At 45.8% G+C, this 21312-nt stretch carries 19 protein-coding genes; 12 read left to right on the top strand and 7 right to left on the bottom strand.

Annotated elements, in window-relative coordinates; genetic code table 11:
• Window positions 1-41 precede the first annotated feature (41 nt).
• Window positions 42-884, top strand: a complete 843-nt coding sequence (locus AC1MEO_RS09605; RefSeq protein WP_480335927.1) for an aldo/keto reductase — start codon at window positions 42-44, stop codon at window positions 882-884.
• Window positions 885-1029: 145 nt separating this feature from the next.
• On the opposite strand, the gene AC1MEO_RS09600 is transcribed toward AC1MEO_RS09605, so the two are convergent.
• The 3 genes from AC1MEO_RS09600 to AC1MEO_RS09590 all read right to left on the bottom strand — a co-directional run bounded on the left by AC1MEO_RS09600 (window position 1030) and on the right by AC1MEO_RS09590 (window position 4434).
• Window positions 1030-1986: a DNA/RNA non-specific endonuclease gene (locus AC1MEO_RS09600; protein ID WP_480336072.1), complete on the bottom strand. Its 957-nt coding sequence runs from the start codon at window positions 1984-1986 to the stop codon at window positions 1030-1032.
• A 569-nt stretch (window positions 1987-2555) separates the two neighbouring features.
• On the bottom strand, window positions 2556-3548 hold the full coding sequence (locus AC1MEO_RS09595; RefSeq protein ID WP_480335925.1) for an MsnO8 family LLM class oxidoreductase: 993 nt from the start codon (window positions 3546-3548) through the stop codon (window positions 2556-2558).
• A 244-nt stretch (window positions 3549-3792) separates the two neighbouring features.
• Window positions 3793-4434 (bottom strand): peptidoglycan-binding domain-containing protein, encoded by a 642-nt coding sequence (locus tag AC1MEO_RS09590; RefSeq protein WP_480335923.1) that lies wholly within the window; start codon window positions 4432-4434, stop codon window positions 3793-3795.
• A gap of 231 nt (window positions 4435-4665) precedes the next feature.
• Here AC1MEO_RS09590 and AC1MEO_RS09585 point away from each other — a divergent pair, with 231 nt between their 5' ends.
• The 9 genes from AC1MEO_RS09585 (at window position 4666) to AC1MEO_RS09545 (ending at window position 15163) form a co-directional block, all read left to right on the top strand.
• A complete protein-coding gene (locus AC1MEO_RS09585) occupies window positions 4666-4809 on the top strand; it encodes a hypothetical protein (protein ID WP_480335921.1) in 144 nt (47 codons plus the stop codon).
• Window positions 4810-5108: 299 nt separating this feature from the next.
• Window positions 5109-7379: an excinuclease ABC subunit UvrA gene (locus AC1MEO_RS09580; RefSeq protein ID WP_480335919.1), complete on the top strand. Its 2271-nt coding sequence runs from the start codon at window positions 5109-5111 to the stop codon at window positions 7377-7379.
• 417 nt (window positions 7380-7796) lie between these two features.
• Entirely contained in the window at window positions 7797-8846 is a 1050-nt protein-coding gene (locus AC1MEO_RS09575) for a 2,3-butanediol dehydrogenase (RefSeq protein WP_480335917.1), read from the top strand.
• Window positions 8847-9650: 804 nt separating this feature from the next.
• Window positions 9651-10328 (top strand): type 1 glutamine amidotransferase domain-containing protein, encoded by a 678-nt coding sequence (locus AC1MEO_RS09570; RefSeq protein WP_480335916.1) that lies wholly within the window; start codon window positions 9651-9653, stop codon window positions 10326-10328.
• Between the two features lie 350 nt (window positions 10329-10678).
• Window positions 10679-10993, top strand: a complete 315-nt coding sequence (locus AC1MEO_RS09565) for a hypothetical protein (protein WP_480335914.1) — start codon at window positions 10679-10681, stop codon at window positions 10991-10993.
• A gap of 650 nt (window positions 10994-11643) precedes the next feature.
• Window positions 11644-12675 (top strand): lysozyme inhibitor LprI family protein, encoded by a 1032-nt coding sequence (locus AC1MEO_RS09560; RefSeq protein WP_480335913.1) that lies wholly within the window; start codon window positions 11644-11646, stop codon window positions 12673-12675.
• Between the two features lie 336 nt (window positions 12676-13011).
• Entirely contained in the window at window positions 13012-13521 is a 510-nt protein-coding gene (locus tag AC1MEO_RS09555) for a YfiT family bacillithiol transferase (RefSeq protein WP_480335912.1), read from the top strand.
• Between the two features lie 360 nt (window positions 13522-13881).
• Window positions 13882-14691 carry a TspO/MBR family protein gene (locus tag AC1MEO_RS09550; protein ID WP_480335911.1) on the top strand — a complete coding sequence of 270 codons (810 nt, stop codon included), beginning with the start codon at window positions 13882-13884 and terminating at the stop codon, window positions 14689-14691.
• 238 nt (window positions 14692-14929) lie between these two features.
• Window positions 14930-15163 carry an SHOCT domain-containing protein gene (locus AC1MEO_RS09545; protein WP_480335909.1) on the top strand — a complete coding sequence of 78 codons (234 nt, stop codon included), beginning with the start codon at window positions 14930-14932 and terminating at the stop codon, window positions 15161-15163.
• Between the two features lie 123 nt (window positions 15164-15286).
• Here AC1MEO_RS09545 and AC1MEO_RS09540 read toward each other — a convergent pair whose 3' ends face one another.
• Complete coding sequence (locus AC1MEO_RS09540; RefSeq protein WP_480335908.1) at window positions 15287-16156, bottom strand: DMT family transporter; 870 nt, start codon at window positions 16154-16156, stop codon at window positions 15287-15289.
• Window positions 16157-16387: 231 nt separating this feature from the next.
• Here AC1MEO_RS09540 and AC1MEO_RS09535 point away from each other — a divergent pair, with 231 nt between their 5' ends.
• Complete coding sequence (locus tag AC1MEO_RS09535) at window positions 16388-17119, top strand: glucose 1-dehydrogenase (RefSeq protein WP_480335907.1); 732 nt, start codon at window positions 16388-16390, stop codon at window positions 17117-17119.
• Window positions 17120-17275: 156 nt separating this feature from the next.
• Here the strand turns inward: AC1MEO_RS09535 and AC1MEO_RS09530 are convergent, their stop codons facing one another.
• The 3 genes from AC1MEO_RS09530 to AC1MEO_RS09520 are packed head-to-tail and all read right to left on the bottom strand — an operon-like array spanning window position 17276 to window position 19804.
• On the bottom strand, window positions 17276-17731 hold the full coding sequence (locus AC1MEO_RS09530) for a biotin/lipoyl-containing protein (RefSeq protein WP_480335906.1): 456 nt from the start codon (window positions 17729-17731) through the stop codon (window positions 17276-17278).
• A gap of 19 nt (window positions 17732-17750) precedes the next feature.
• On the bottom strand, window positions 17751-18752 hold the full coding sequence (locus AC1MEO_RS09525; RefSeq protein ID WP_480336071.1) for an alpha-ketoacid dehydrogenase subunit beta: 1002 nt from the start codon (window positions 18750-18752) through the stop codon (window positions 17751-17753).
• A 44-nt stretch (window positions 18753-18796) separates the two neighbouring features.
• A complete protein-coding gene (locus AC1MEO_RS09520) occupies window positions 18797-19804 on the bottom strand; it encodes a thiamine pyrophosphate-dependent dehydrogenase E1 component subunit alpha (protein WP_480336069.1) in 1008 nt (335 codons plus the stop codon).
• Between the two features lie 468 nt (window positions 19805-20272).
• On the opposite strand from AC1MEO_RS09520, the gene AC1MEO_RS09515 reads away from it, so the two are divergent.
• Window positions 20273-21271 (top strand): GNAT family N-acetyltransferase, encoded by a 999-nt coding sequence (locus AC1MEO_RS09515; RefSeq protein WP_480335904.1) that lies wholly within the window; start codon window positions 20273-20275, stop codon window positions 21269-21271.
• Window positions 21272-21312: the final 41 nt, after the last annotated feature.

The following is a 21312-nucleotide window of genomic DNA, read 5'->3' as shown; positions in this document are numbered from 1 at the left end:
TAAGCGTAATCTGAAAATAGAAACGAGAGGAGTGGAAGCAGATGGAAAGAGCAATACCAGAAGTAGCGTTGAACGATGGAACAGTGTTGCCGATGACCGGACTCGGTACATATGGACTGTGGGGCAATGCAGGAGCGAACGCAGTCAGCAGCGGGATCAATGCCGGCTACCGGCTGATTGACACGGCATATAATTATGAGAACGAAGGAGCGGTGGGGGAAGGCATCAAACGCAGCGGCATTTCCCGTGAAGATTTGTGGGTCACCTCCAAGCTGCCGGGGCGATATCATAGTTACGAAAAAGCCTTGGTTGCGATACAGGAATCGTTGTACCGTTCCAAGCTGGATTATTTCGACCTCTACGTGATCCACTGGCCGCTTCCGAATCAAGATCTCTATGTAGAAGCATGGCAGGCCTTGATTGATGCGAAGAAATGGGGGCTTGTGCGGTCGATCGGCGTCAGCAACTTCCTGCCGGAGCATCTGGAGCGTATTATTCAGGAGACCGGGGTGACGCCGAGTATAAACCAAGTGGAATTGCATCCGTTCTTTAACCAGAAAGAACAGCGGCGCGTACACGCGGAACACGGGATCCAAACCCAATCGTGGAGCCCGATAGCCAGGGCGGCAGATATTCTGTCGAACGAAACGATGCGCAAAATTTCGGAAACTCATAATAAGACCATTCCCCAAGTTGTGCTGCGCTGGCAATACCAGATCGGTTCTGTGTCGATTCCGCGCTCCACTTCTCCTCAGCGGCAGCGGGAAAACCTGGCTATTTTTGATTTTGCCTTAAGCGAAACGGAAATGACGGCAATCGCCGGACTAACCCGGCCAGATGGCAGACTGTTTGATATGGACCCGGCTACCCATGAAGAATTTTAAAATGGGTGCTGGCCATCCACTGCGTGAATAGCGGGAGAGGGCATCCTGTTAAGTTTAATTTATCGTACTTGAAAAACCGCCGCCGGAAACTATTCCGGCGGCGGTTTTTGTTGGAGTCCTGTCTGTTGCTTCAAATTTCCAGGGCTTATTCCCCGACCATTCCGTCGTTATCATTATCCCGCATATAGGCGTATAACCAATGATCGCTCGTGATGGGCATACTGAAACCTGCTGCTTCTGCTTCTTTGATCGTCACCTGTCCATTGCCGTTTGTATCGACACTGGACACATCACCGCCTGTGTTTGCAGTGGTTGCACTGCTTGAAGCAGCAGGCTCACTGTCTGTCAAACCGAGGGAGGCGTTCACTTCATCCGGGTTCGCGTTGTCAAAGGCATCAACGACTTCGTTGCCCATTACCGTATAGGTATATTGATAACTTGAAGGAATCTGTGTTTCCGTATCCGGATAAGTGATGATGGCTTCAAAATTCGTCGCGCCACCTGCGTCACGGATACTGTCTTCCATATACGCTTGATCGCCATGGCGGTTGAGCGTACTTTCTTGCGGGGTGATATTATAGGCGTTCGATACCCCTCCGAGAGAATCCGCAATGACATGGCCTTCATCTAAAATGTCACTTTCGACGCCCGGAACCTTTGCTTCATCCGAATAATATCTGCCGGACGATAAGACCGGTTCGCTGCCGTCATCCTGTACACTGATTTCATCAGCAACGACTCGCGCCAGCTGTCCGTGTTCATTCGTGAAGGCCCAATATTCACGGTCCCCATACCCAATATCAACGACGATGTTGGCTTCACGAATTCCGGACAGATCACCGCCATCCACTTCGATCAGTTCATATCCTGCGAACTGATCATTTTTCAGTTGGGCTTCTTCCTCCGCTTTTTTCTCTTTCGCAAGCTCCTCAGCCACTGCTTTTTCTTCGGCTTGTTTCTGAGCCGCCAGTTCCTGCGCTTCTTTCTCTTTCGCAAGCTCCTCAGCCGCCGCTTTTTCTTCGGCTTCTTTCTCAGCTGCCAGGCGTGCTTCTTCTTTTTCCTTTTCTTCCGCAGCCTGTTTCTCGGTTTCTTCCAGGGCAATCTGTTGTTCTTCAGCTTTTTCCTCTTGCGCTTCCAACTGCTCACTTTCGACGCCTGCTGCAGGTTCAACATCTTCGGCAGTAGAGCCGACTCCAATACCAGAACCAATTATTACTGCGAATGAAAGCCCAGCCGCAAGGCCAGCTTGCTTGATAGTCAGCCCTTTTTTGAACAAAGCACGGACGAGTAACAGTACAATGCTCGCAGCGAAAGCCAACAAGGCGACCAGCATCAATAAAACAAATACGACATCCATTTACTAGTTCCCCCTGATTTACCTCATTCTAGATCTATATTGCTATTTTCCAAAGATGAATATAACACGATTCAGAAGGTAAATACTAGGGGATGATAATTTTTTGTTTGGAAATATTTAGATTTGTTCTTTTATTCACCCATCCATATGCTTTACTAAAACGAACGCTGGTTGGAATAAATAGAAGAAACGCTGGCTGCAAGTTAAAAAAAATTAAAAAGACCGCGCCAGAAACAGTTCAGTTTCCGGCACGGCCTTTTTCAACTTCAGTCCATTAATTCATAAATCGCCGGGAGCTCGTGGCGGGCAATCGGTTAAAACAATTCCTGTGCCAGTAGGCGGTAGACAGCCAATCGTTTTTCCTGAGAATGCGGGATGCTGCAGATCATCGCTTCTTCAAAACCGTATTCAATTTGTTCCCGCTGCAATTGATCTGCCACGTCTTTAGCGGAACCGACTAGATGGATTTTGCGGCTTTCCCGGATTTGCATGCGGTCCATTTCCGAGAGCGCAGAGTTTTGTGCCTGCTCGGGCGTCATGAGCGGCATGATGCGGCCTTTCATCAACATCAGGCGCGCAATGTCCTGCGGCAATGCTTCGTATTCCGCTTCTTCGGCAGTTTCAGCTGTTGTCACTAAATACGACACCGAAATTTCGGGTTTTTCCATAAAAGCGGAAGGCGAGAAATGTGCCCGGTAGGAATCTAAAATGTCTTTCGTCATCCCGCCGTTGAAAAACTGGGCAAACGAATAGCCGACACCCATTCGTCCAGCTTCCAGTGCGCTGTTGCCGCTGGAGCCGAGCAGCCAGGCTTCCGGCAGTTGGATATTGGTCGGGGAAGCGATGGTTTTATTGTACATAGTGTCTTCGGGTGTTTCGTCGTTGATCAGTTTCAGTGCCGTGTCGAATTTTCCATACATATCATCCGTCATAGTGCGTCGACCTTGGGACAAGGCGTAGATGGAACTGTGGTCGCCGCCCGGGGCACGTCCCACACCGAAATCGATGCGGCCCGGCGCAAGTGCACTTAATGTCTTGAACACTTCAGCCAGTTTCAACGGCGAATAATGCATCATCATCACGCCGCCCGTGCCGATTCGGATCTTTTCTGTTTTGGCGCTTAAGTAGGCAGCTGTGACTTCGGGGGCTGAGCTGGAAAATGCGCCGGAGCCATGATGTTCAGCCATCCACATCCGGCTGTAGCCTAACTTGTCGGCGAGAACCGCAAGTTCCACCGCTTTTTGCATCGCATCTTCTGCCGTGTTTCCTGTCGTGACGGGTGCTTGGTCCAATACGCTTAATTTCATCTATATAACTTCCTTTCGGTAACTGCAGGTTTGCACATAGAGGAGTATAGCAGTCCGGCATGCTGAAATCCTTTCATCTGTCTTCGGATAGTTTTTTAGTCAAAGATTAACCGGTTTCCTTTGAAAGCGATCTGTTCAATTGGAAATGAAAATGCCCCTCCGACTTTCCGGAGGGGCATCTCTTTTTGTAGGCAGACCGTACACAAAGCTCAATTGTATGACGATGTTACGGAAATGCCACCTTCTAATACTCCGCGTATATGGCCGTCCACGTATTCGTGCCGACAATGCCATCGACTTTCAAGCCTTTGTCCTTCTGGTATTGCCGGACGTTTCGGTCGGTTTCGGGTCCGAAGATGCCATCCACCGCTGTTTTTAGTCCATGCTCATTTAATGTCCATTGGAGAAGTTCCACTTCAATGCGCGCGCTTCCTTGACGCAGGATAAACTGATGCTCCGGCGCAATAGCCATTAAATTCCTGAGCTCGGCGGGCAGTTTTCCATCTGGATCTGCAGGTTCTTCGTGTTCCGCATATAGTGCCGCCCACGTATAGGTGCCGACAATGCCATCAACTTTCAAGCCTTTGTCCTGTTGGTATTGCCGGACGTTTCGGTCTGTCCGAGCCCCAAAGATGCCGTCAACCGCCGTTTCTAGGCCATAATGATCCAATGTCCATTGGAGAAGTTCCACTTCAATGCGTTCACTGCCTTTGCGCAAAATAAACTGATGCTCCGGGGCGATGTCCATTAAATCCGCAAGGCGGGCTGGCAGCAGGTCTTCACTGACTGCAGCCCCATGGCTTGCGGCTTCCACCGATTGAAAAGAGAAGGGAGATGCAACCAATAATCCGAATGTCAGCAACATGGGAATCCATTTCTTCTTCACGGCTGATTCCTCCAGAATTTGTATTTGCCTCCTATGTACCCAATCCATTTTTAAACGAAACCCGTATTCAGCCCATTAAGAACACAAATGTATTGTTGAGGGATAGAAGGCATTTCCAATTGTTTTCTATGTTTTTAGGGTCTTCCGACAGGTATGGTAAACTGGCGTTACGAAATAGGTGTGGAATGGGTAAAGAGAGATGGGCTTAAATAGATGACTAGGGGGGATTGGATGGATACTTTCGGAATGATGGGATTTATTTTTGGGATGTCGGGATTCACTTTCGGTTTAATTGCTTTTACGACAGTGACTGTCAGTAATAATAAGGTAAAAGAACTTGAAAAAAGAATTGGTGAGTTAGAGAAGAAATCATAAAAGATCTCCCAAGTTAAGGGGGCATTAATCCGATAGGTACCATGAAAAATCATATCCATTCTGACTCAGTTCTGACCATATACGATAATTTATATTCATATGTAGATACACCCGCTGCAACACGATTGCGGGTGTGTCTTTTTCTTTTTAAGGATTTTTTGTGAATCAAATTATGCGGTATGCAAGGACCAAACGTGATATCGTGCTTTAACAGAGAATGGTGTAAGCCAAGCTAAAATAGGGAAACCTTTTAAAAGTAGAGTAATTCCTTGATTGGATTGGAAAAGGAGAATATCAGTATGGCAGATAAAAGAGATGAAATCATTTTACGTGGGCTTCGAGAAAATAACTTGAAGAACATCGATTTAAATATCCCGAAAGAAAAAATAAATGTGTTTACCGGCTTGTCCGGTTCAGGAAAAAGCTCGGTCGTTTTCGACACCTTAGCAACAGAAAGCAGAAGACAGATGACCTTGAACTATCCCTTGTATGTCAGACATCAGATGCCGAGGTACGAACGGCCGCATGCCGACTTGATGCAGCACTTGAGCCCGGTGGTCGTCGTGGAACAGAAACCGGTAAGAGGCAATTCCCGCTCGACGGTTGGCACGTATATGGACATTGATCCGTTGATTCGGCTGTTGTTTTCGCGAATCGGCAGTCCATCGATCGGTTCAGCCACCGAGTTTTCGAGTGAAGGCTCGTTCGGCAAATGCCCGGAATGCAGTGGGTACGGAAGAGTCGTTGCGCCAGATATCACCAAAATCATCGATCACACGAAGTCACTCAGGGACTGCGCAGTGAGATTCAAGCCGCTTTCGCCCCCTGGCTGGCAGGGCAGATGGATGGTGGACGGCGGATTGTTCGACGCCGATCTCCCCATCAAAGATTTCACCGAAGAAAAATATAATCTTCTAGTCTACGGTCCGCCAGAAGGCGAGCGGGCATTTGGAACTTATTATTACAAAGTAGGCAATAGGGACATCGAATGGGACGGCATCCTTCCCAGGTTTATTCGCCTGTACATTAACCGGGATCTCACGAAACTGAAAGTAACGTCGCAGGAAGACGTGCTGGCGATGACGACGCACACAGCGTGCCCGACTTGCGAAGGTTCAGGGCTGAATCCGAAAGTGCTGGAATGCAAAATCAACGGCTTGAATATCGCCCATTACGACCGGTTGGAACTGACAGAATTGCTGGGTGAACTGGCGAACATCAAAGATCCTGTCGGAAAATCAATTGCCCAGCAAGTGATTCCGAATGTAAAACAGCTGGTTGACTTAGGGCTGGGTTATTTGAGTTTGGCGCGGAACATGGGGACCTTATCCGGCGGAGAAGCGCAACGCGTGAAAATTGCCCGTCATCTAGGCAGCAGTTTGAATAACATCACCTACATTTTCGATGAACCCAGCGCTGGACTGCATCCCGAAGAAATCGAGATGCTGACGCACATGCTGGAAAGGTTGCGGGACAATTACAATACTGTCGTCGTGATTGAACACAATTTAGCGGTCATCAAAACAGCGGATGAGATCATTGAAATGGGGACAGGCGCGGGCGTAAGCGGCGGCGAAGTGGTCTATCAAGGTGAACTGGAAGGGCTAAAAAAAGCGTCAGCGATCACCAATTTAGACCATACACTGACAATCAATAAGAATCCGCGAGGAGCAGAAGAAGGATTCTCCATAAAAAATGCTTCTGCCAACAACTTGAAAAATATCAGTGTGGAAATTCCTAAAAATGTCCTGGTCTCGGTATGCGGCGTTTCCGGTTCCGGCAAAAGTTCGTTGATGTTCGGGGCATTTACCGAGAACTATCCCGAAACCATCTCGGTTGGCCAAGGCAGCATCGGAACGTCCAGCCGTTCGACACTCGCTACCTACATGGGGATAATGGACGATATTCGGTCGATTCTTGCAAAAGAAACAGGGCAACCAGTGGGATTGTTCAGCTTTAATTCGTCGGGAGCCTGCCCCGTCTGCGAAGGAAAAGGCGTCACCACACCGGACGTGGCTTTTGCGGACCCCGTGACCGTCACATGCGAAGCATGCAGAGGTACGCGCTATTCAGACGAAGCCCTGTCTCACCGATACAAAGGGAAAAACATTGTGGAAATTCTAGAACTCACGATCGACGAAACCAACCAGTATTTAAGTATGCCGAAAATCGTCAAAAAAGTAGATACCTTAAAGGATGTTGGATTGGGGTACCTGACACTCGGTCAGACGACCAGTTCATTGAGTGGCGGAGAAGTACAGCGCCTCAAACTGGCCAGCCATCTGAAAAAAGAAGGGCAAATCTATTTGTTGGATGAACCCTCATTAGGCCTGCACACAAAAGACAATGATCATCTATTGGATGTTTTCCAGAGCCTCGTAAACAAAGGGAATTCGGTCATCCTCGTTGAACACAATTTAAACTTTATCGCGGCGAGCGACTGGGTCATTGAAATGGGTCCAGGCGGAGGAAGAAAAGGCGGCGAAGTCTTGTTTGAAGGAACGCCGGAAGGGATGCTTCACGCGGACACCTTAACGGCGAAGTGGCTGAGAAAAGGTGTAGAGGGATAATTTATATTTACTTATGCAGTGATCAGCGCTGCGGAGTAGAATAGAAAGAAGTGCGGGTGACTCTAGTCGCCCGCACATTTTTTTGATTTTGGTTTCCTGATATCCATACTTCTTCAGTCGAAAAGCAGAGGTTATAATGCATGTTTATGCAATTTTGAAGTGCTGTGAATAACATTTCAATATGTTTATTTCTAATACAAGAGAAGTAAGAAATACCAAACTGTGTATTGCAAAATACACAAACAGTATCATTGACGATATAAACTAAGAGGAATAAGATGATGTTGCATATATATTTAATTCACGGCATATGTAATCAAAGTATTTAGTTTAATTTTTCGGGAGTATACATTACAGTCTCTTATATTATCAACAGCATTCAAGAGTAAAGAATTCACAACTCAGGAGGAATTTATTATGAAAGCAGCAGTATGGTATGGAGAAAAAGATATCCGCATCGAAGAAAGAGAGTTAAAAGCATTAAAAGACAATGAAGTCACAGTCCGTGTCGCATGGGCTGGCATTTGCGGCAGTGACTTGCACGAATACCAAGAAGGGCCGGTATTTGTCCCTACGGAAAAAGAAGACCCATTAACCGGTGAAATCGCGCCGCTTATTATGGGACATGAATTTGCGGGCGTGATTGAAAAAGTAGGATCACAAGTAACGAAATTCAGCGTGGGCGATCGCGTTGCGATCAACCCTACGTTGACCCACGGCAACAAACCAGAAGATATTGATCAATACGATGGTTTCAGCTTTATTGGCCTTCACGGAGACGGAGGATTTACTACTTTTGCCAATGCACCCGAATCGAATGTTTACCTTCTTCCAGAAACATTAAGTTTGCAAGAAGGCGCGCTCGTTGAACCAACTGCCGTGGCTGTCCAGGCAATCAAAGAAGGCGGACTTCAATTTGGGGATACTACCGCAATATTTGGTGCTGGACCGATTGGATTGGTGACTGTAATTGCTGCAAAAGCTGCAGGCGCAAGCAAAATCATCGTGTTGGATCTATCGGAAACGCGTCTTGAAAAAGCCAAAGAGTTAGGTGCAACGCATGTTGTTAACTCTGGAAACGAAGATCCGGTAGAAGCCATTCGTGCCATTGTTCCAGACGGAGTGGATGTATCGTTTGAAGTTGCGGGTGTCGCGCCCACATTTACCCAAGCAATCGCATCCACAAAAGCACGCGGAACGATGGTGATTGTGTCGATTTTCGCGAGACCCATCGAATGGAATCCCCTTCAATTGACCAATACAGGCGTTAAAATCACGTCTTCGATCGCCTATACACCGACTTCCTTCCAACAGACCGTAGACTTGATGGGGACGGGCCAGTTGAATCCGCAAAGCATCGTCACCTCTCAAATCCACTTGGATGACATTGTGGAAAAAGGTTTTGAGGCGTTGACGAAAGATAAAACACAAGTGAAAATCCTTGTGGAATTAAGCGGTGAAAAGTAAGCAGTACGTGTTCAAACTTTAACCCAATAAGAACTTATGCTCAATATGTAACTTCAGTCAGAAGAAATCCGCCTATTCAACTATAGAGCGGATTTCTTTTACATTAATATCGAAAAAGCTAAAGAGTCCTAATTGTGCTGAACATAGGAGGGAATCGGGGACTGGTAGGAAAGAAACAATTTGAAATGCTTCCGCCTATGCAATACACCTTCGATTCCAGCACTTGTGCAAAGTGTGCCGTTTCAAAGGTGTATTATATTGTCCCAATGATTTTGTTTCGTCTATACACTCTTTTCTGAGTACACCTTCTTTTTTTCATAGGTATAGAGTTATCCGTGTGAAATGGTTCCTTCTTTGCTGGTGAGTTCTTGATAATAATCAGGATCGTCCTGCTTCAAGACGATCAAGCTTCTCAAGGTGTTCGTTGCCCTGATTCTTGTCGTTTCCGTTTGGAAATGAAGGCGGCCGGTGAGTGTCGTTCCTTTGGTGAGGTATCCTTTTTTCGAATTTATTTTTGAGCAGTTCCACCCCTTCCTCCAATGCAGGTTCATAGTATTCGGTTTACTGGTTGTGAATCATGTCCTTGTCTGGAAAACAGTTTTAAAAAACAGCTTCCCTGTGTTGAACGCAATTCAAGACACGCAATCATACTGCTTAAGAAAATCTGAGAAGAAAATTAGGTGAAAAAATTAAAACGAAGAACTCGTGGATTGGAATTGTCTATCTTGTTAGTTTGTTTAAGCAGGAAAGTATTCGGGAATTACTAGTATTAGGGTATTTTATAATCAGAGGAGGAAATAGAAGATGGCTAAAGTATTAGCAGTACTATCAAGTGGACACAAAGATACAGAAAATAATTACGAAACCGGCTGGTGGGCCGAAGAATTGTTTGCGCCGATGGAAGTATTGGAGAACGCAGGACATCAAGTGGATCTGGCTTCACCATTAGGTGGAAAACCTGAACTGGATCAGGTCAGCATTAGTGAAGATTATGACCCTGAAGGCAAATACAAAAAAATGTACGAATCAGGATTAGCGGATAACACCAAAGCTCTTTCGGAAGTCACTCCAGAAGACTATGACGCGGTATTCATCGTTGGTGGCCACGGGGCAATGTATGACCTGGCTAAAAATGAAACCTTGCATAAAATCATCAATGCCGTTTACGACAACGGAAATATCGTGTCGGCCGTATGCCACGGACCCGCTCCGTTACTTTGGACAAAACGTCCGGATGGCAAAAGCATCATTTCCGGCTTGGACGTAACAGGATATCCGGAAGCGGTTGAACCTGAAGGTCTTCCTGCCATTCTGCCATTTAGCCTGGAAGGGGAAATGAGCAAAGTAGCAAACTATTCTGCTGAGCAAAAAGTGGTATGGGGCAATGACCAATTGGTGACCGGGCGCGACCCGTTCTCTTCTGAAGCATTGGCAGAAGAATTGGTAAAGGCTTTCGACAAGAAAAATAAACAAGCCAACTAAGTATTGGAATCCATCATATATACAGCAATCTTAAAGCCGATCAAGTTTTATAAATGACAAATGCCGAAATTTGCGAAGAAACATCGCGAAGTTCGGCATTTTTTATAGGATATTTTTGGACATGCCTTCTTCAAAATAAGTTTATCTATATTCTTTTCTACCCGTCTACCCCGTAATACAGGCATATTTTCATATAATTCACTTTCGAAATCCTGGAAAGGCTAAGGAATCCCCAAAATGCGAATTAATTTTACAACCTTATAAGCAGTGAGTAAAAGAAGGATGATAGTTGATATTTCTCTCTCTTTTGTTACGCTTGAGTTCATAAGCTCAGAAAGGGAGTTCTTCAAATGGAGTCATTGTTGGACATTATCCGCATTGTATTGCCAATTGCCATCGTAGGGGCGATTGCTATCTTTGTAATTAAACGGCTTAAAGCCAAACAGAAGCGAGGCACGCTCGGTAAGAAAGAAACGACAGAAGCTCAAACGCTGTTGGACAGTTTGATTCCGCTTGGCATGGTCTTCGGAAGCGCAATCGGTGTACTTTCCGGTATCATTTTCAGCATTTCATTGTCCAACGCCATTGTGCTGGGAGCCGGAATCGGCATGTTGATCGGCTACTTTGCTTACGAATTTTACAGTAAAGAAAAAAGCTGTTCGTAATTCCTAACGGGCGCTCTTGAGGGGCTGATTAAACCTTTTAGGCGTTTACGCTTTTTCATCCAAAAAGAACAAACAACACTGTTAAATGATTTTCTTGTTCCGAAGCCCATTCAATTTAATGTCTACTATATTAACTGGATAGGCGACATACAAAGAAAAAGATCCGTGAAGTAAAAGCGATGAATGCTTTACTTCACGGATTTTACTGTTTAGATCAACTTTCAACTCTTTTCATCACCGTAACATTAAATCGCGCCCTATGCATGACACCCCATAATGCTTCATTCTTGAGCTGATCTATTCCAAAGAGTCCATTTTTGGTGGCAGCCGCTTCCGCGCCGATTTCTTCTGGAATCTGTTGGACGTTACTGACGATTTTCCCGATGATCATGATTTTTATGGAGAACAATCTTGGGGGCAGATGATTGGTTGATTCTTTGATTTTATGCTTATGTATTAGGGGGTTATATTAAAAAATGGGAATTTTATGTATTTAAGTTTATATTTTTATGGTACTATTTATTCAGTATATGCAGTAGTTCAATAGTTTTTTCGATAGGAAGGGAGTAAGCTCCGAATATGCCGTGGAGAAGTATTTGGAATTTGTGAAAATCATGTGATTCTATGGGAGTAAAGGGTTCAATGCTGGCATGGATAGTAAAAAGAAAGAAATAGGAGATGAAGAAATGGCGATAAAGAAAAAATGGCTGAGTTTTTTGATGGTGATGGGTATACTGCTGCTGTTGTCCGCTTGCGGCGGTTCGACTGAAAGTAAGATAATCGGCAGTTGGAAATTAGTTTTAGGCGACAACGAAGCATCCTACCTGGAGATAAGCGAAGAAAGAATCTTAACAAGGGAACAAGATGAAGAACCAATGACTATTGAATACATCTTAACCGAAACTCAAGACGATAACTTTATGATAGAAGTGGTTAATCCAGAAAGTGGCGTTAATGAATTTGTGTTTGAAGGCTTCTTTGAAAATAAAAACACGATAAAACTCTTAACAAACTCAAATAATCCAGATGGAAATCGCCAGTTAATCAGAGTTGATAGCATTACAGAAGAAATGGAAAAAGATGAGGTAATATCACAAGAAATAGAGGAAGAAGAGCAAGCAAAAGCAGAACAAGAACAAGAGGCGGCAAGTAAAGAAGCAGAAAAGCTGCAAGCAGAAGAGGACAAAAAGCAGAAAGCATTAGCTAAAGAAGAAGCGCTGAAAATGTTGGAAGATGAGCGCGCACGAGCAAGTGAAGAAGAACAGGCAACAGCAGATGAAGAAGAGCAGAAAGAAGTGGCAACAGCAGAGGCTGCTACGCAATCCACTGTCCAAACGAATGGTTCGAATGGTTATTTGCAGAAGGCCAATATCCTTGAAGAAGGGATAATCACGGAAGCCAAAAAACTGTATGCACAAGATATGGAGTCTGGTTTCTACGGTCAGTACTATAGTGATTGGGATGACTTATTAAACGAAGTATGGAGCGAACTTAAGTCCACAATGCCACAAGCAGAATTTGAAAACCTGAAGAGTAATCAAAATGAATGGATCAAAATGAAAGAACAAAATTTTGCTGAAATGCCAAAAGAACGGGCTTATGAAAGAGCTGCAGGAATGGACTATCTAGCATTTGAAACGAAAGAAAGAACTTATTTTCTGATTGAAAATTATTTGAATTAATCAATCGCTTTTATTTCCTGCAATTGCATGCAAAGAAAACCGTATTCGGGAACCATAAAGGTTTCAGGATACGGTTTTGGCATTGAGGCATGAAAAGGAAAATTCCACGCTGGAAGGCGCAATCCAGTGGGCTGTCCCACCTATATCAACTGTGGACTCTCTCCATTTCCCGTAAGAGAATTCCTTCAAACTGTAAGGTGGGCGGCTGACGAGTTGAAAATAAATTTTGCTGGAGTTTGCGCCACAGCCTGCTAGTTTACAAAATCCGATCTCATTGGTATATTGAGCGTTAATAAAATGGCACACAAATACGAATAAGGAAAAGAGGTTGTAAAAATGGATGTAAAATTTCCTATTGGACAATTACAGGTTCCTGACAACGTGAAAGCTGAACATATCCAGGAATGGCTCGGGAAAATTGGCACATACACTACGCGGTTGAGAGAAGCTGTCGATCTATTGGATGAAGAACAATTGGGCAAGAAGTACAGGGAAGGCAGCTGGACAGTGCGCCAGCTTGTGCATCACATTGCAGATTCGCAATTGAATATGTATCAGCGCCTGAAACTGGCGTTGACGGACGACAATCCGACGGTTCCTGCTTTTGATCAGGAAAAATGGGTGGCGCTTCCGGATAACGAGCTGCCGGTGGAAAGTTCAATCCGGATGCTGGAGGGGCTGAATGGGCGGATCGCCGCACTTGGCCAGCATTTGACTGACGAGCAATTGGGCCGCATCTTCACCCACGAAACGGATGGCGAAATCAGCGTTGCGACCAAGCTGGCGAAACTGTGCTGGCACGAAGAACATCATTTGGAGCATATTAAGATTGCTTTGGGAAATTGAGGCGCTCTGGAAGTGAAAGAAAAGCTAAGCTGTAAAGTGAACCCATATAAGGAAGTTGATCCTCTTGAAGGGATCTATAGATTGTTGGTCGTCCAGTGTTCACGCACCGGACGATTTTTTCTTTTCTTATTTATACGCATTTTATTCCCAAACAGACAAATTTTCCCCAAGTGACATTATGTAAAGCGCTTCCGGGCAGATTTCCGTTTCTTTTGCAGAGATCAGTTTTACAGCCCAGCTAATTAGGGAAGAGGTATTGTAGAAGCTAGTATAAGAATTATTTTGTGCTGACTGGATGCGGCTGTATAAAACAGCATTCACGGAACGATGGGAAAATAGCTATTGAAAGGATGCGTTACGATGAATGACAGCACGCTGAAGAAAACAACAATCTTCGCCATAGTAAATTTGGTTTTATATTTTTTGACGCTCGGTGTCAATTACCTCGGATCTTCAGGATTTTTCAATGGGCAGAGCCAAGGGGACATCTCCGACCAATACATGACGCTTATTTCCCCGGCGCCTTTTACGTTTTCGATTTGGGGCGTCATCTATAGTCTGCTGCTGATTACGCTGGTCTATTTATTTATCAAACGGAAAGATGCGAGAGTCAGCAAGCTGGTCTTGTTGATCTCGCCATGGTTTATCGTGCTCTCGCTGTGCAACATGGCCTGGATCGTTGCGTTCTCTTATGAGCGACTGGGCATTTCCACGATTTTGATAATAGGCATGTTGTTCTCATTGCTCATCATCATCGGCAAAATCTATACGCATCGTTTTGAAATTCCATCAACACTGGCAGGACTCAGCTTCACGTTCTACTGTGCATGGGTGACCATCGCGACCGTCGTCAACGTCTCGTTGCTTTTAGTGCAGCTGGAATGGAACGGTTTCGGCATTTCCTATTCGGTCTGGACGCTGATCATCTTAGGGGTTGCCATCGCATTTGTCCTCCTTTACTTGTCGCGGTACAAAAATGCCGCCTTCCCGCTTCCTTTGGCATGGGCGTTTTTCGGGATCTACGGTTCGTATGCGAGCGGACGGGTCAATCCGGAGTTAGCGACGGCCATCCAAGGGATGTTGATTGCCGGCATCGTGATTTTCCTGATTGCGGCGGTGTGGAGATTCATCAAAAACGGGAATGCTCTTTTCCTCAAACATACGGATTAAGGGTGCTCTCCCAATAGAAAAGGATGCAATAAGTTTCTTCCAATAAGCTTTTGTGTCCTTCTCTTAACTACTTTCCGAAATTGAACAAAACGGATCCTTCGGGGTCCGTTTTTTCTTTACCTATCTGGAGTCATTTTTAGAAAAAAGCTTCCCCGCCTCCACAATTTCTGCATGTCTAGGGTGTACATTTGAAGTGTAGAAGTATACCAGAACTAAAAAAAAAGGGAGGTAGAAAAAAATGATGGGACCCGGATGGGGAATGGGACTAGGAGGTGGGTTTTGGTTGTTGATCATTTTACTAATAATAGTGGGCATCGGTATTTACTTTATTATGAAAAACAATAATAATAACAATTTTAGTCAATCACAGAAAGATTCCAGTGCAGACGCAATGGAAATCGCCAAGAACCGGCTTGCTAAAGGTGAGATTACTACTGAAGAATTTGAAGAAATCAAGAAAAAGCTTTTATAATAAAGGAAGAAAACCGCGATTTGGGTTACCTGGCCAAATCGCGGTTTTTCTATGATCACAAGCATGAAGGTGTCTTCTTATTGTTAAAAAATAAAGGGGATCATGAAATCGAATTTCATCCAATCAATCGGACTGCTTCACACTAAGCACAGTAATGGTCATTAAGATAATGACCATCCCAAGAAATTGAATAAGCGTCAGATCGACTCCAAGAAGCAAAACCCCCAGCAAGGAAGCTGTGACCGGTTCAACCATCGCCACCATCGAAGCCGTTGCGGCAGTCGTCGATCGGATGCCGATTACATATAAGATAAATGAGATGCCTGCTCCTATGATGCCTAACAGTAAAAACCAGCCGATATCAGCAGAAGACAGCACAGCCGCCGATTCCTTGTAGTCTAAAAGAATGGACAGGACAAGGCAAAACGATAAAAAAGCAATTGTTAAGGTGAGCTGCGGCTTTCCGTGCTCCGAAGCTTTTTTAAAAGAGAAGATAAACAGGGCATAGGAAAGGGCAGAAGCAAGTCCTGTAACAGCCCCTAAAAAACTTACTGAAATGGAGTCAAGGTTATATGCGCCTGTCAGCAGGACAATCCCCAAAAGAACTCCCGCAATGCTTCCCCATTTAAACCAAGTAGAACGCTCCAGGCGCAATAGAAAAGAAGTTAATAGAACAAATATAGGGGCGGTGTACATTAAAGTCGCTGCTACGGCAACACTTGAAGCCTGGATGCTCAAAAAATAAAAAGTGAAGTTGCCGGCAACTCCTATCCCTGCAAGTAAAGACCATAGGAACAAGGGGCGAGAGGCCGCCCAATTTTTTTTGAAGTGAAGAAAGAACCAGATGAAAAAAACCAGCAGCCCGATCGCACCCCGGTAAAATGAAATCACGATAGGGCTCCAGCCTTTAGTCATGAGGATATCGGCAATCACTCCGCTGATTCCCCAGCTTATAGCCGCAAGCATGACTAATAGTACGCCTGTATGCTTCATCCAAATCCTCCCTTCACCTAGTTGCTGGGTAACGAGGTTGTTTGGAGTATAAGAAACTCCAGATCTTTCATGATACTTTTGTAATTCCTTTAATTTCTTATGGCTAAACTCGTTGGTTTGTTTTATTCATGAATAAGTTAAAGGGAAGCATTGTATAATGAATATTCAGATTATTATCTTGTGACATTTGAATAATTGAGGGAAACAATGAAAAAAAGGGGGAGAACGAGAATGGGCAGATTGGGCGGGAAAGTGGCTATTATCACTGGAGGGGCCAGAGGGATGGGGGCAGCACATGCGAAAAGGTTTTTAGAAGAAGGCGCAAAAGTCATGATCACTGACATCCTGGAAAACGAAGGCACAGCAATGGCCAGTGAGCTTGGCGGCAACATCAGGTTCCTGAAGCATGATGTCACGAAGGCTTCAGAATGGGAAAAGGTGGTTGCTGAGACGGAATCGACATTTGGACCGGTCAGCGTGTTGGTGAATAATGCAGGGATTGCTTTGCTCAACTCAATCGATAAAATGACAGAAGCACAATATCGAAGAGTCATTGATATCAACCAGGTTTCGGTATTTCTGGGGATGAAGTCCGTGCATCCGTCAATGAGCAAAGAGGGAAGTGGATCCATCATTAATATTTCTTCCGTCAGCGGGTTAAAAGGGAACATGGACTCAATCGCTTATAGCGCCTCAAAGTTTGCGGTAAGAGGCATGACGAAAAGTGCCGCAATTGAGTTTGCGCCAGAGGGAATCCGTGTGAATTCCGTTCATCCGGGACTTATCGAAACGCCGATGGTCAGGAGGAGCCGAGTCAGTAAGCTGGCCAAGGCAATTCCTTTGCAGCGTACAGCACAGCCGCTGGAAGTGAGCAATTTGGTCGTCTACTTAGCTTCAGATGAATCGGGCTATGCCACCGGGGCTGAGTTTGTGATTGATGGCGGCTTGACCGCGAAATTATAAACTGGAGACTGACTCTTTTATAAAAATGCTAAACGATTCCAATCATATACGACAATCTGAAATCCATATAAAAACAACCGCCGTTCCAAAAGGAAGGCGGTTGTTTTGGGTGTTAATCATCCCAGCCAAGTTCAATAATGGGATTGGCTGACAGCCTTAAAGCCCCGCTTCATCCCGGATGTCTTCCTCCGTGATGCTGCCTTGGGGTCCAGACCCTTTTACTGCCTCCAGATTGACTCCCAAATCTTTGGCGAGCCTCCGGAGCCTCGGCGAAACACGCACGAAACTGCTGGCTTCCTGTTTCTTAGGCTCTGTCTCTTTGGGCGTTTCCTGTGCGGGCGCTTCATCTTGGCCGGCTGCTCCTTTGCCGGGCACCCCGTCTGGATCGATGGTTGCCAGCACATCGCCAATTCTTGCGGAGTCGCCTCGTTTCACGGTAATTTCCTGGATGGTTCCGCTGCTTTCAGCAGTTATTTCAGAAACGGCTTTTTCCGTTTGGACTTCCACCAATGCTTGTCCTTTTTCCACGAAATCGCCAACTGACACAAACCAGAGAACCATCAGGCTTTCATCTACATCCTCATCCAACTTCGGCAATCGGACCTCAATCATTCCAGCACCTCCAGGGGCATTAAGCTTTATCCATCATCTTTTTCACTTGCTCATAGATTTTATTCGGCCCCGGAATCACGAAGTCTTCCAAGACGCCGCTGTAGGGAATCGGCACATCGGGAATAGCCAGCCGGCTGATCGGTGCTTCCATTTCGAAGAAGGCTTCTTCTGCGACAATCGCCGAGACTTCCGCTGTCATTCCGTAGGACAGGTAATCTTCATCGACCACGAGGAGGCGATGGGTTTTCTTGACGGACTCAATAATGGTGTCTTTATCGATCGGTGCCAGTGACCGCAAATCGATGACTTCCGCTTCGATGCCGTCTTTGGCCAGCCGCTCCGCCGCTTCGACCGCGTAATGGGTCATCATCTGGATGCCGACGATCGTCACGTCTTTTCCTTCCCGGACGACTTTTGCTTTATTCAACGGAACGGTATAGGATTCCTCAGGAACGTTGTCGACGGCGACATCCAACTGCTCCATCCAGCCCAGTCCTTGGAGTGACTTATGGAACATGAAGACAACGGGATTGTCATCGCGGATCGCTGACACCATCATCCCTTTCAAGTCATAGGGATTGGACGGCGCGACGACTTTCATGCCCGGCATATGGGCAAAGGTCGCATAAAGTGTCTGCGAATGCTGGGCAGCATCCCGGTAGCCGCCGCCGACCGAGGTCATCAGCACCATCGGCAGTTTGACGTTGCCGCCCGACATATAAGGGATCTTCGCCATGTGGTTATAGATCTGGTCCATGCAGACGCCAAAAAAGTCGACGAACATCAATTCTGCAATGGGCCGCATGCCTTCCGCGGCAGCGCCAATGGCAGCACCGATAAAGGCCGTTTCGGAAATCGGGGTATCCAATACTCGCTCCGGTCCGAACTTCTCAATCAATCCTTGCGTCGAACCAAAGATGCCTCCATATTTCCCGATATCCTCTCCCAATACAAAGACATTCGGATCGCGTTCCATTTCCTGTGAAATTGCTTCTGCCATCGCTTTATTGCCGGTCAACATCCGTTTTTTTGCTGTTTCCACAATAGATCGGCTCCTTTCCTGTTTTATGAATGGAAGACATCTTTCAATGCAGATTCCGGATCCGGATAGCTGCTGTCTCTTGCGAACTGGTAGGCTTCATCCACTTCTTGTTTGGCGCGCTTTTCCATGGTTTCCAGATCAGCTTCGCTGATGTTCTCGGATTCTGCCAACATCTTTCTGAGTTTATTGATCGGATCCAGCTGGCGAAGCCCGGGCACTTCCGTCTGGTCCCGGTATAATTCGGGATCTCCCTGGAAATGGCCCAGGTAGCGGTAGGTTTCGATTTCAATGATGGTCGGTCCTTGTCCGTTGCGTGCTCTGGCAACCGCTTCTTCGGCTGCTTTATACATGGCGATCGGGTCATTGTCTTTCACATAGGCGCCGGCAATGCCGTAAGCAGAAGCCCGTAAATCATTCGATTCGACGGAAGTGGACGCTTTTTTCGCCACAGAAATGCCGTATGAATTGTCTTCCACGACGACAATAAGCGGCAGATTCCAGACCGCTGCAAGATTCAACGATTCGTGGAAAGCACCGGCGTTTGCGGCACCTTCTCCGATAAAGGCCACAGCCACCCAGTCTTTTCCTTTCATTTTGCTGGTCATGGCCGCTCCGACTGCATGGGGGATGCCGGCACCGACAATGCCGCCGCAAGAGAATTTCACTTCCGGGTCGAACAGGTGCATATGTCCACCTTTCCCTTTGCCGAGCCCGGTTTCTTTTCCGAAAATTTCAGCGGTCATCTTCTTCAAATCGACGCCTTTGGCAATGGCATGGTGGTGGGGGCGGTGGGGAGCCGTCACCGTATCGTCTTTCGTCAAATGCACACAGATGCCCACTGCTGCCGGTTCTTGTCCTGTAGCCAAATGCATTTCACCCGGCACAGTCCCAGCCCCGATATTGAATACCGGCGTTTTGCCTTCCATATACGCTTCCGCCATCTGGTCTTCGTAGTAGCGGATCTTCACCATTTGTTCGTACATCCATTCCATCTTTTCCAAAGAAACTGCGGGTTGCTTTTCTTCAAACATAGTCACTGCGTTTCCTCCTTTCAACTAGATAAAGACTTGCTTCCAATGGCAGGCGGCATTTTTAAATGTATAGAAACATCTTCATGATAACACCTTTTTCTTAATTTATGTCAATATTCAGTTTATTTAATAGGGTGATGGAGGATTTGATTTTTATTTGATTGAATATAGCTGTTAGCGTAAGCGTGGAAGAATCAGTTCCAGGCTTTTTTATAGATTTTTTTGATTAAACAGAAATTTGCAAAAACTAATTTGGTGATGTGTTAATATGAAATGGGAGTAATAAATGCACTCATTTCTTGGAAATATATATAAAGAAATAAAGAGAATCGATGGCCGCCCTATGCCTGGCCATGTATTTTACCCAATGCATTTAACCTGGCCTTAACTCTGTTTGATTATCATAGTTTTAGAATCGATTCAACCTGCTAAATTTAGGTTTGCAGCTATTAAAGGAGGAAATACGAAATGACAGTTATGCCGACCTCGTTATTGTCTGATATTTTTTTCTTGCCGGAATGGGGCAAGTCTTATGCGAAACAGGAGATGGGGGAAAATGAGGTTTTTGAGTTTGTAACGGACTACGGCCATGTCTATTACCAATTTGTTGTGCGGCCGATTCCGATTGACTTAGGAGATATCACCTATTACGATACCATCACCCCTTTTGGCCCAGGCGGACCGGTGATCCTCAGCTGTGCTGAGGGCAGGAGAAAAGAGCTTGCGGCGTCATTCGATAGAGCGTTCCAAAAATACTGCATAGACAATTGGATCGTTTCTGAATACATCCGCTTCAATGAATGGGTGAAGAATGCCGAAGACTTTGAGGACATCTACGGCATCGACAACCGCGGAATCTCACTGTACATCGACTTGGGCGTAGACGATTATTTCATGGAAGAATTCAAATCTAGTACACGCCAACAAGTCCGGCGGGCCTTAAAAAACAATGTGGAAATTGAGTATGATTACACGGGTTCCACAATTGACGAGTTTCACCGGCTCTATGAGATCATGGCGAAACGGAATGACATCCCGGATCATTACCGTTTCTCAAAAGAGCTGCTGGCGGAATCGTTCACTTTGCTGAAAGGCAAGCAATTCATCGTCTACGCGAAATACGAAGGCCAATATATTTCAGGCTCTCTGTTTGTGCACCATGGGAATCTGCTGCATTACCACCTGGCAGCGAATGATCCTGAATTTTTCCATCTGGCGGGCAATAGCCTGTTGCTGAATGAAGGCTGCCGCTGGGGAGTCGAGCATGGCAAGAAACAATTGCATCTTGGCGGAGCCAATGGGGACGTGCTGTACCGCTTCAAGCGCGGGTTTACAAAAACCGAGCCGCTCGACATCCTGACTGGCAAGAAAATCCGCAACGAAACAATCTACAAGCTTCTGTCGGATAATCAGTTGAGCAGAGGCGCCATTGAAGATCCCCGATATTTTCCGCTCTACCGCGGTTGATGCAAGCAAAAGGCAGAAACGATGAAAATCGCTTCTGCCTT

The organism is Planococcus sp. BI3 (assembly GCF_056680115.1).
This window is presented reverse-complemented; position numbering and strand designations above follow the sequence as displayed.

What these genes read in the sequence shown, in the direction of transcription:
- AC1MEO_RS09605 (WP_480335927.1), top strand. Translation starts at nt 42, where the DNA reads ATGGAAAGAGCAATACCAGAAGTAGCGTTGAACGATGGAACAGTGTTG.
- AC1MEO_RS09595 (WP_480335925.1), bottom strand. Translation starts at nt 3,548, where the DNA reads ATGAAATTAAGCGTATTGGACCAAGCACCCGTCACGACAGGAAACACG.
- AC1MEO_RS09585 (WP_480335921.1), top strand. Translation starts at nt 4,666, where the DNA reads ATGGATACTTTCGGAATGATGGGATTTATTTTTGGGATGTCGGGATTC.
- AC1MEO_RS09580 (WP_480335919.1), top strand. Translation starts at nt 5,109, where the DNA reads ATGGCAGATAAAAGAGATGAAATCATTTTACGTGGGCTTCGAGAAAAT.
- AC1MEO_RS09575 (WP_480335917.1), top strand. Translation starts at nt 7,797, where the DNA reads ATGAAAGCAGCAGTATGGTATGGAGAAAAAGATATCCGCATCGAAGAA.
- AC1MEO_RS09570 (WP_480335916.1), top strand. Translation starts at nt 9,651, where the DNA reads ATGGCTAAAGTATTAGCAGTACTATCAAGTGGACACAAAGATACAGAA.
- AC1MEO_RS09565 (WP_480335914.1), top strand. Translation starts at nt 10,679, where the DNA reads ATGGAGTCATTGTTGGACATTATCCGCATTGTATTGCCAATTGCCATC.
- AC1MEO_RS09560 (WP_480335913.1), top strand. Translation starts at nt 11,644, where the DNA reads ATGGATAGTAAAAAGAAAGAAATAGGAGATGAAGAAATGGCGATAAAG.
- AC1MEO_RS09555 (WP_480335912.1), top strand. Translation starts at nt 13,012, where the DNA reads ATGGATGTAAAATTTCCTATTGGACAATTACAGGTTCCTGACAACGTG.
- AC1MEO_RS09550 (WP_480335911.1), top strand. Translation starts at nt 13,882, where the DNA reads ATGAATGACAGCACGCTGAAGAAAACAACAATCTTCGCCATAGTAAAT.
- AC1MEO_RS09545 (WP_480335909.1), top strand. Translation starts at nt 14,930, where the DNA reads ATGATGGGACCCGGATGGGGAATGGGACTAGGAGGTGGGTTTTGGTTG.
- AC1MEO_RS09540 (WP_480335908.1), bottom strand. Translation starts at nt 16,156, where the DNA reads ATGAAGCATACAGGCGTACTATTAGTCATGCTTGCGGCTATAAGCTGG.
- AC1MEO_RS09535 (WP_480335907.1), top strand. Translation starts at nt 16,388, where the DNA reads ATGGGCAGATTGGGCGGGAAAGTGGCTATTATCACTGGAGGGGCCAGA.
- AC1MEO_RS09530 (WP_480335906.1), bottom strand. Translation starts at nt 17,731, where the DNA reads ATGATTGAGGTCCGATTGCCGAAGTTGGATGAGGATGTAGATGAAAGC.
- AC1MEO_RS09525 (WP_480336071.1), bottom strand. Translation starts at nt 18,752, where the DNA reads ATGTTGACCGGCAATAAAGCGATGGCAGAAGCAATTTCACAGGAAATG.
- AC1MEO_RS09520 (WP_480336069.1), bottom strand. Translation starts at nt 19,804, where the DNA reads ATGTTTGAAGAAAAGCAACCCGCAGTTTCTTTGGAAAAGATGGAATGG.
- AC1MEO_RS09515 (WP_480335904.1), top strand. Translation starts at nt 20,273, where the DNA reads ATGACAGTTATGCCGACCTCGTTATTGTCTGATATTTTTTTCTTGCCG.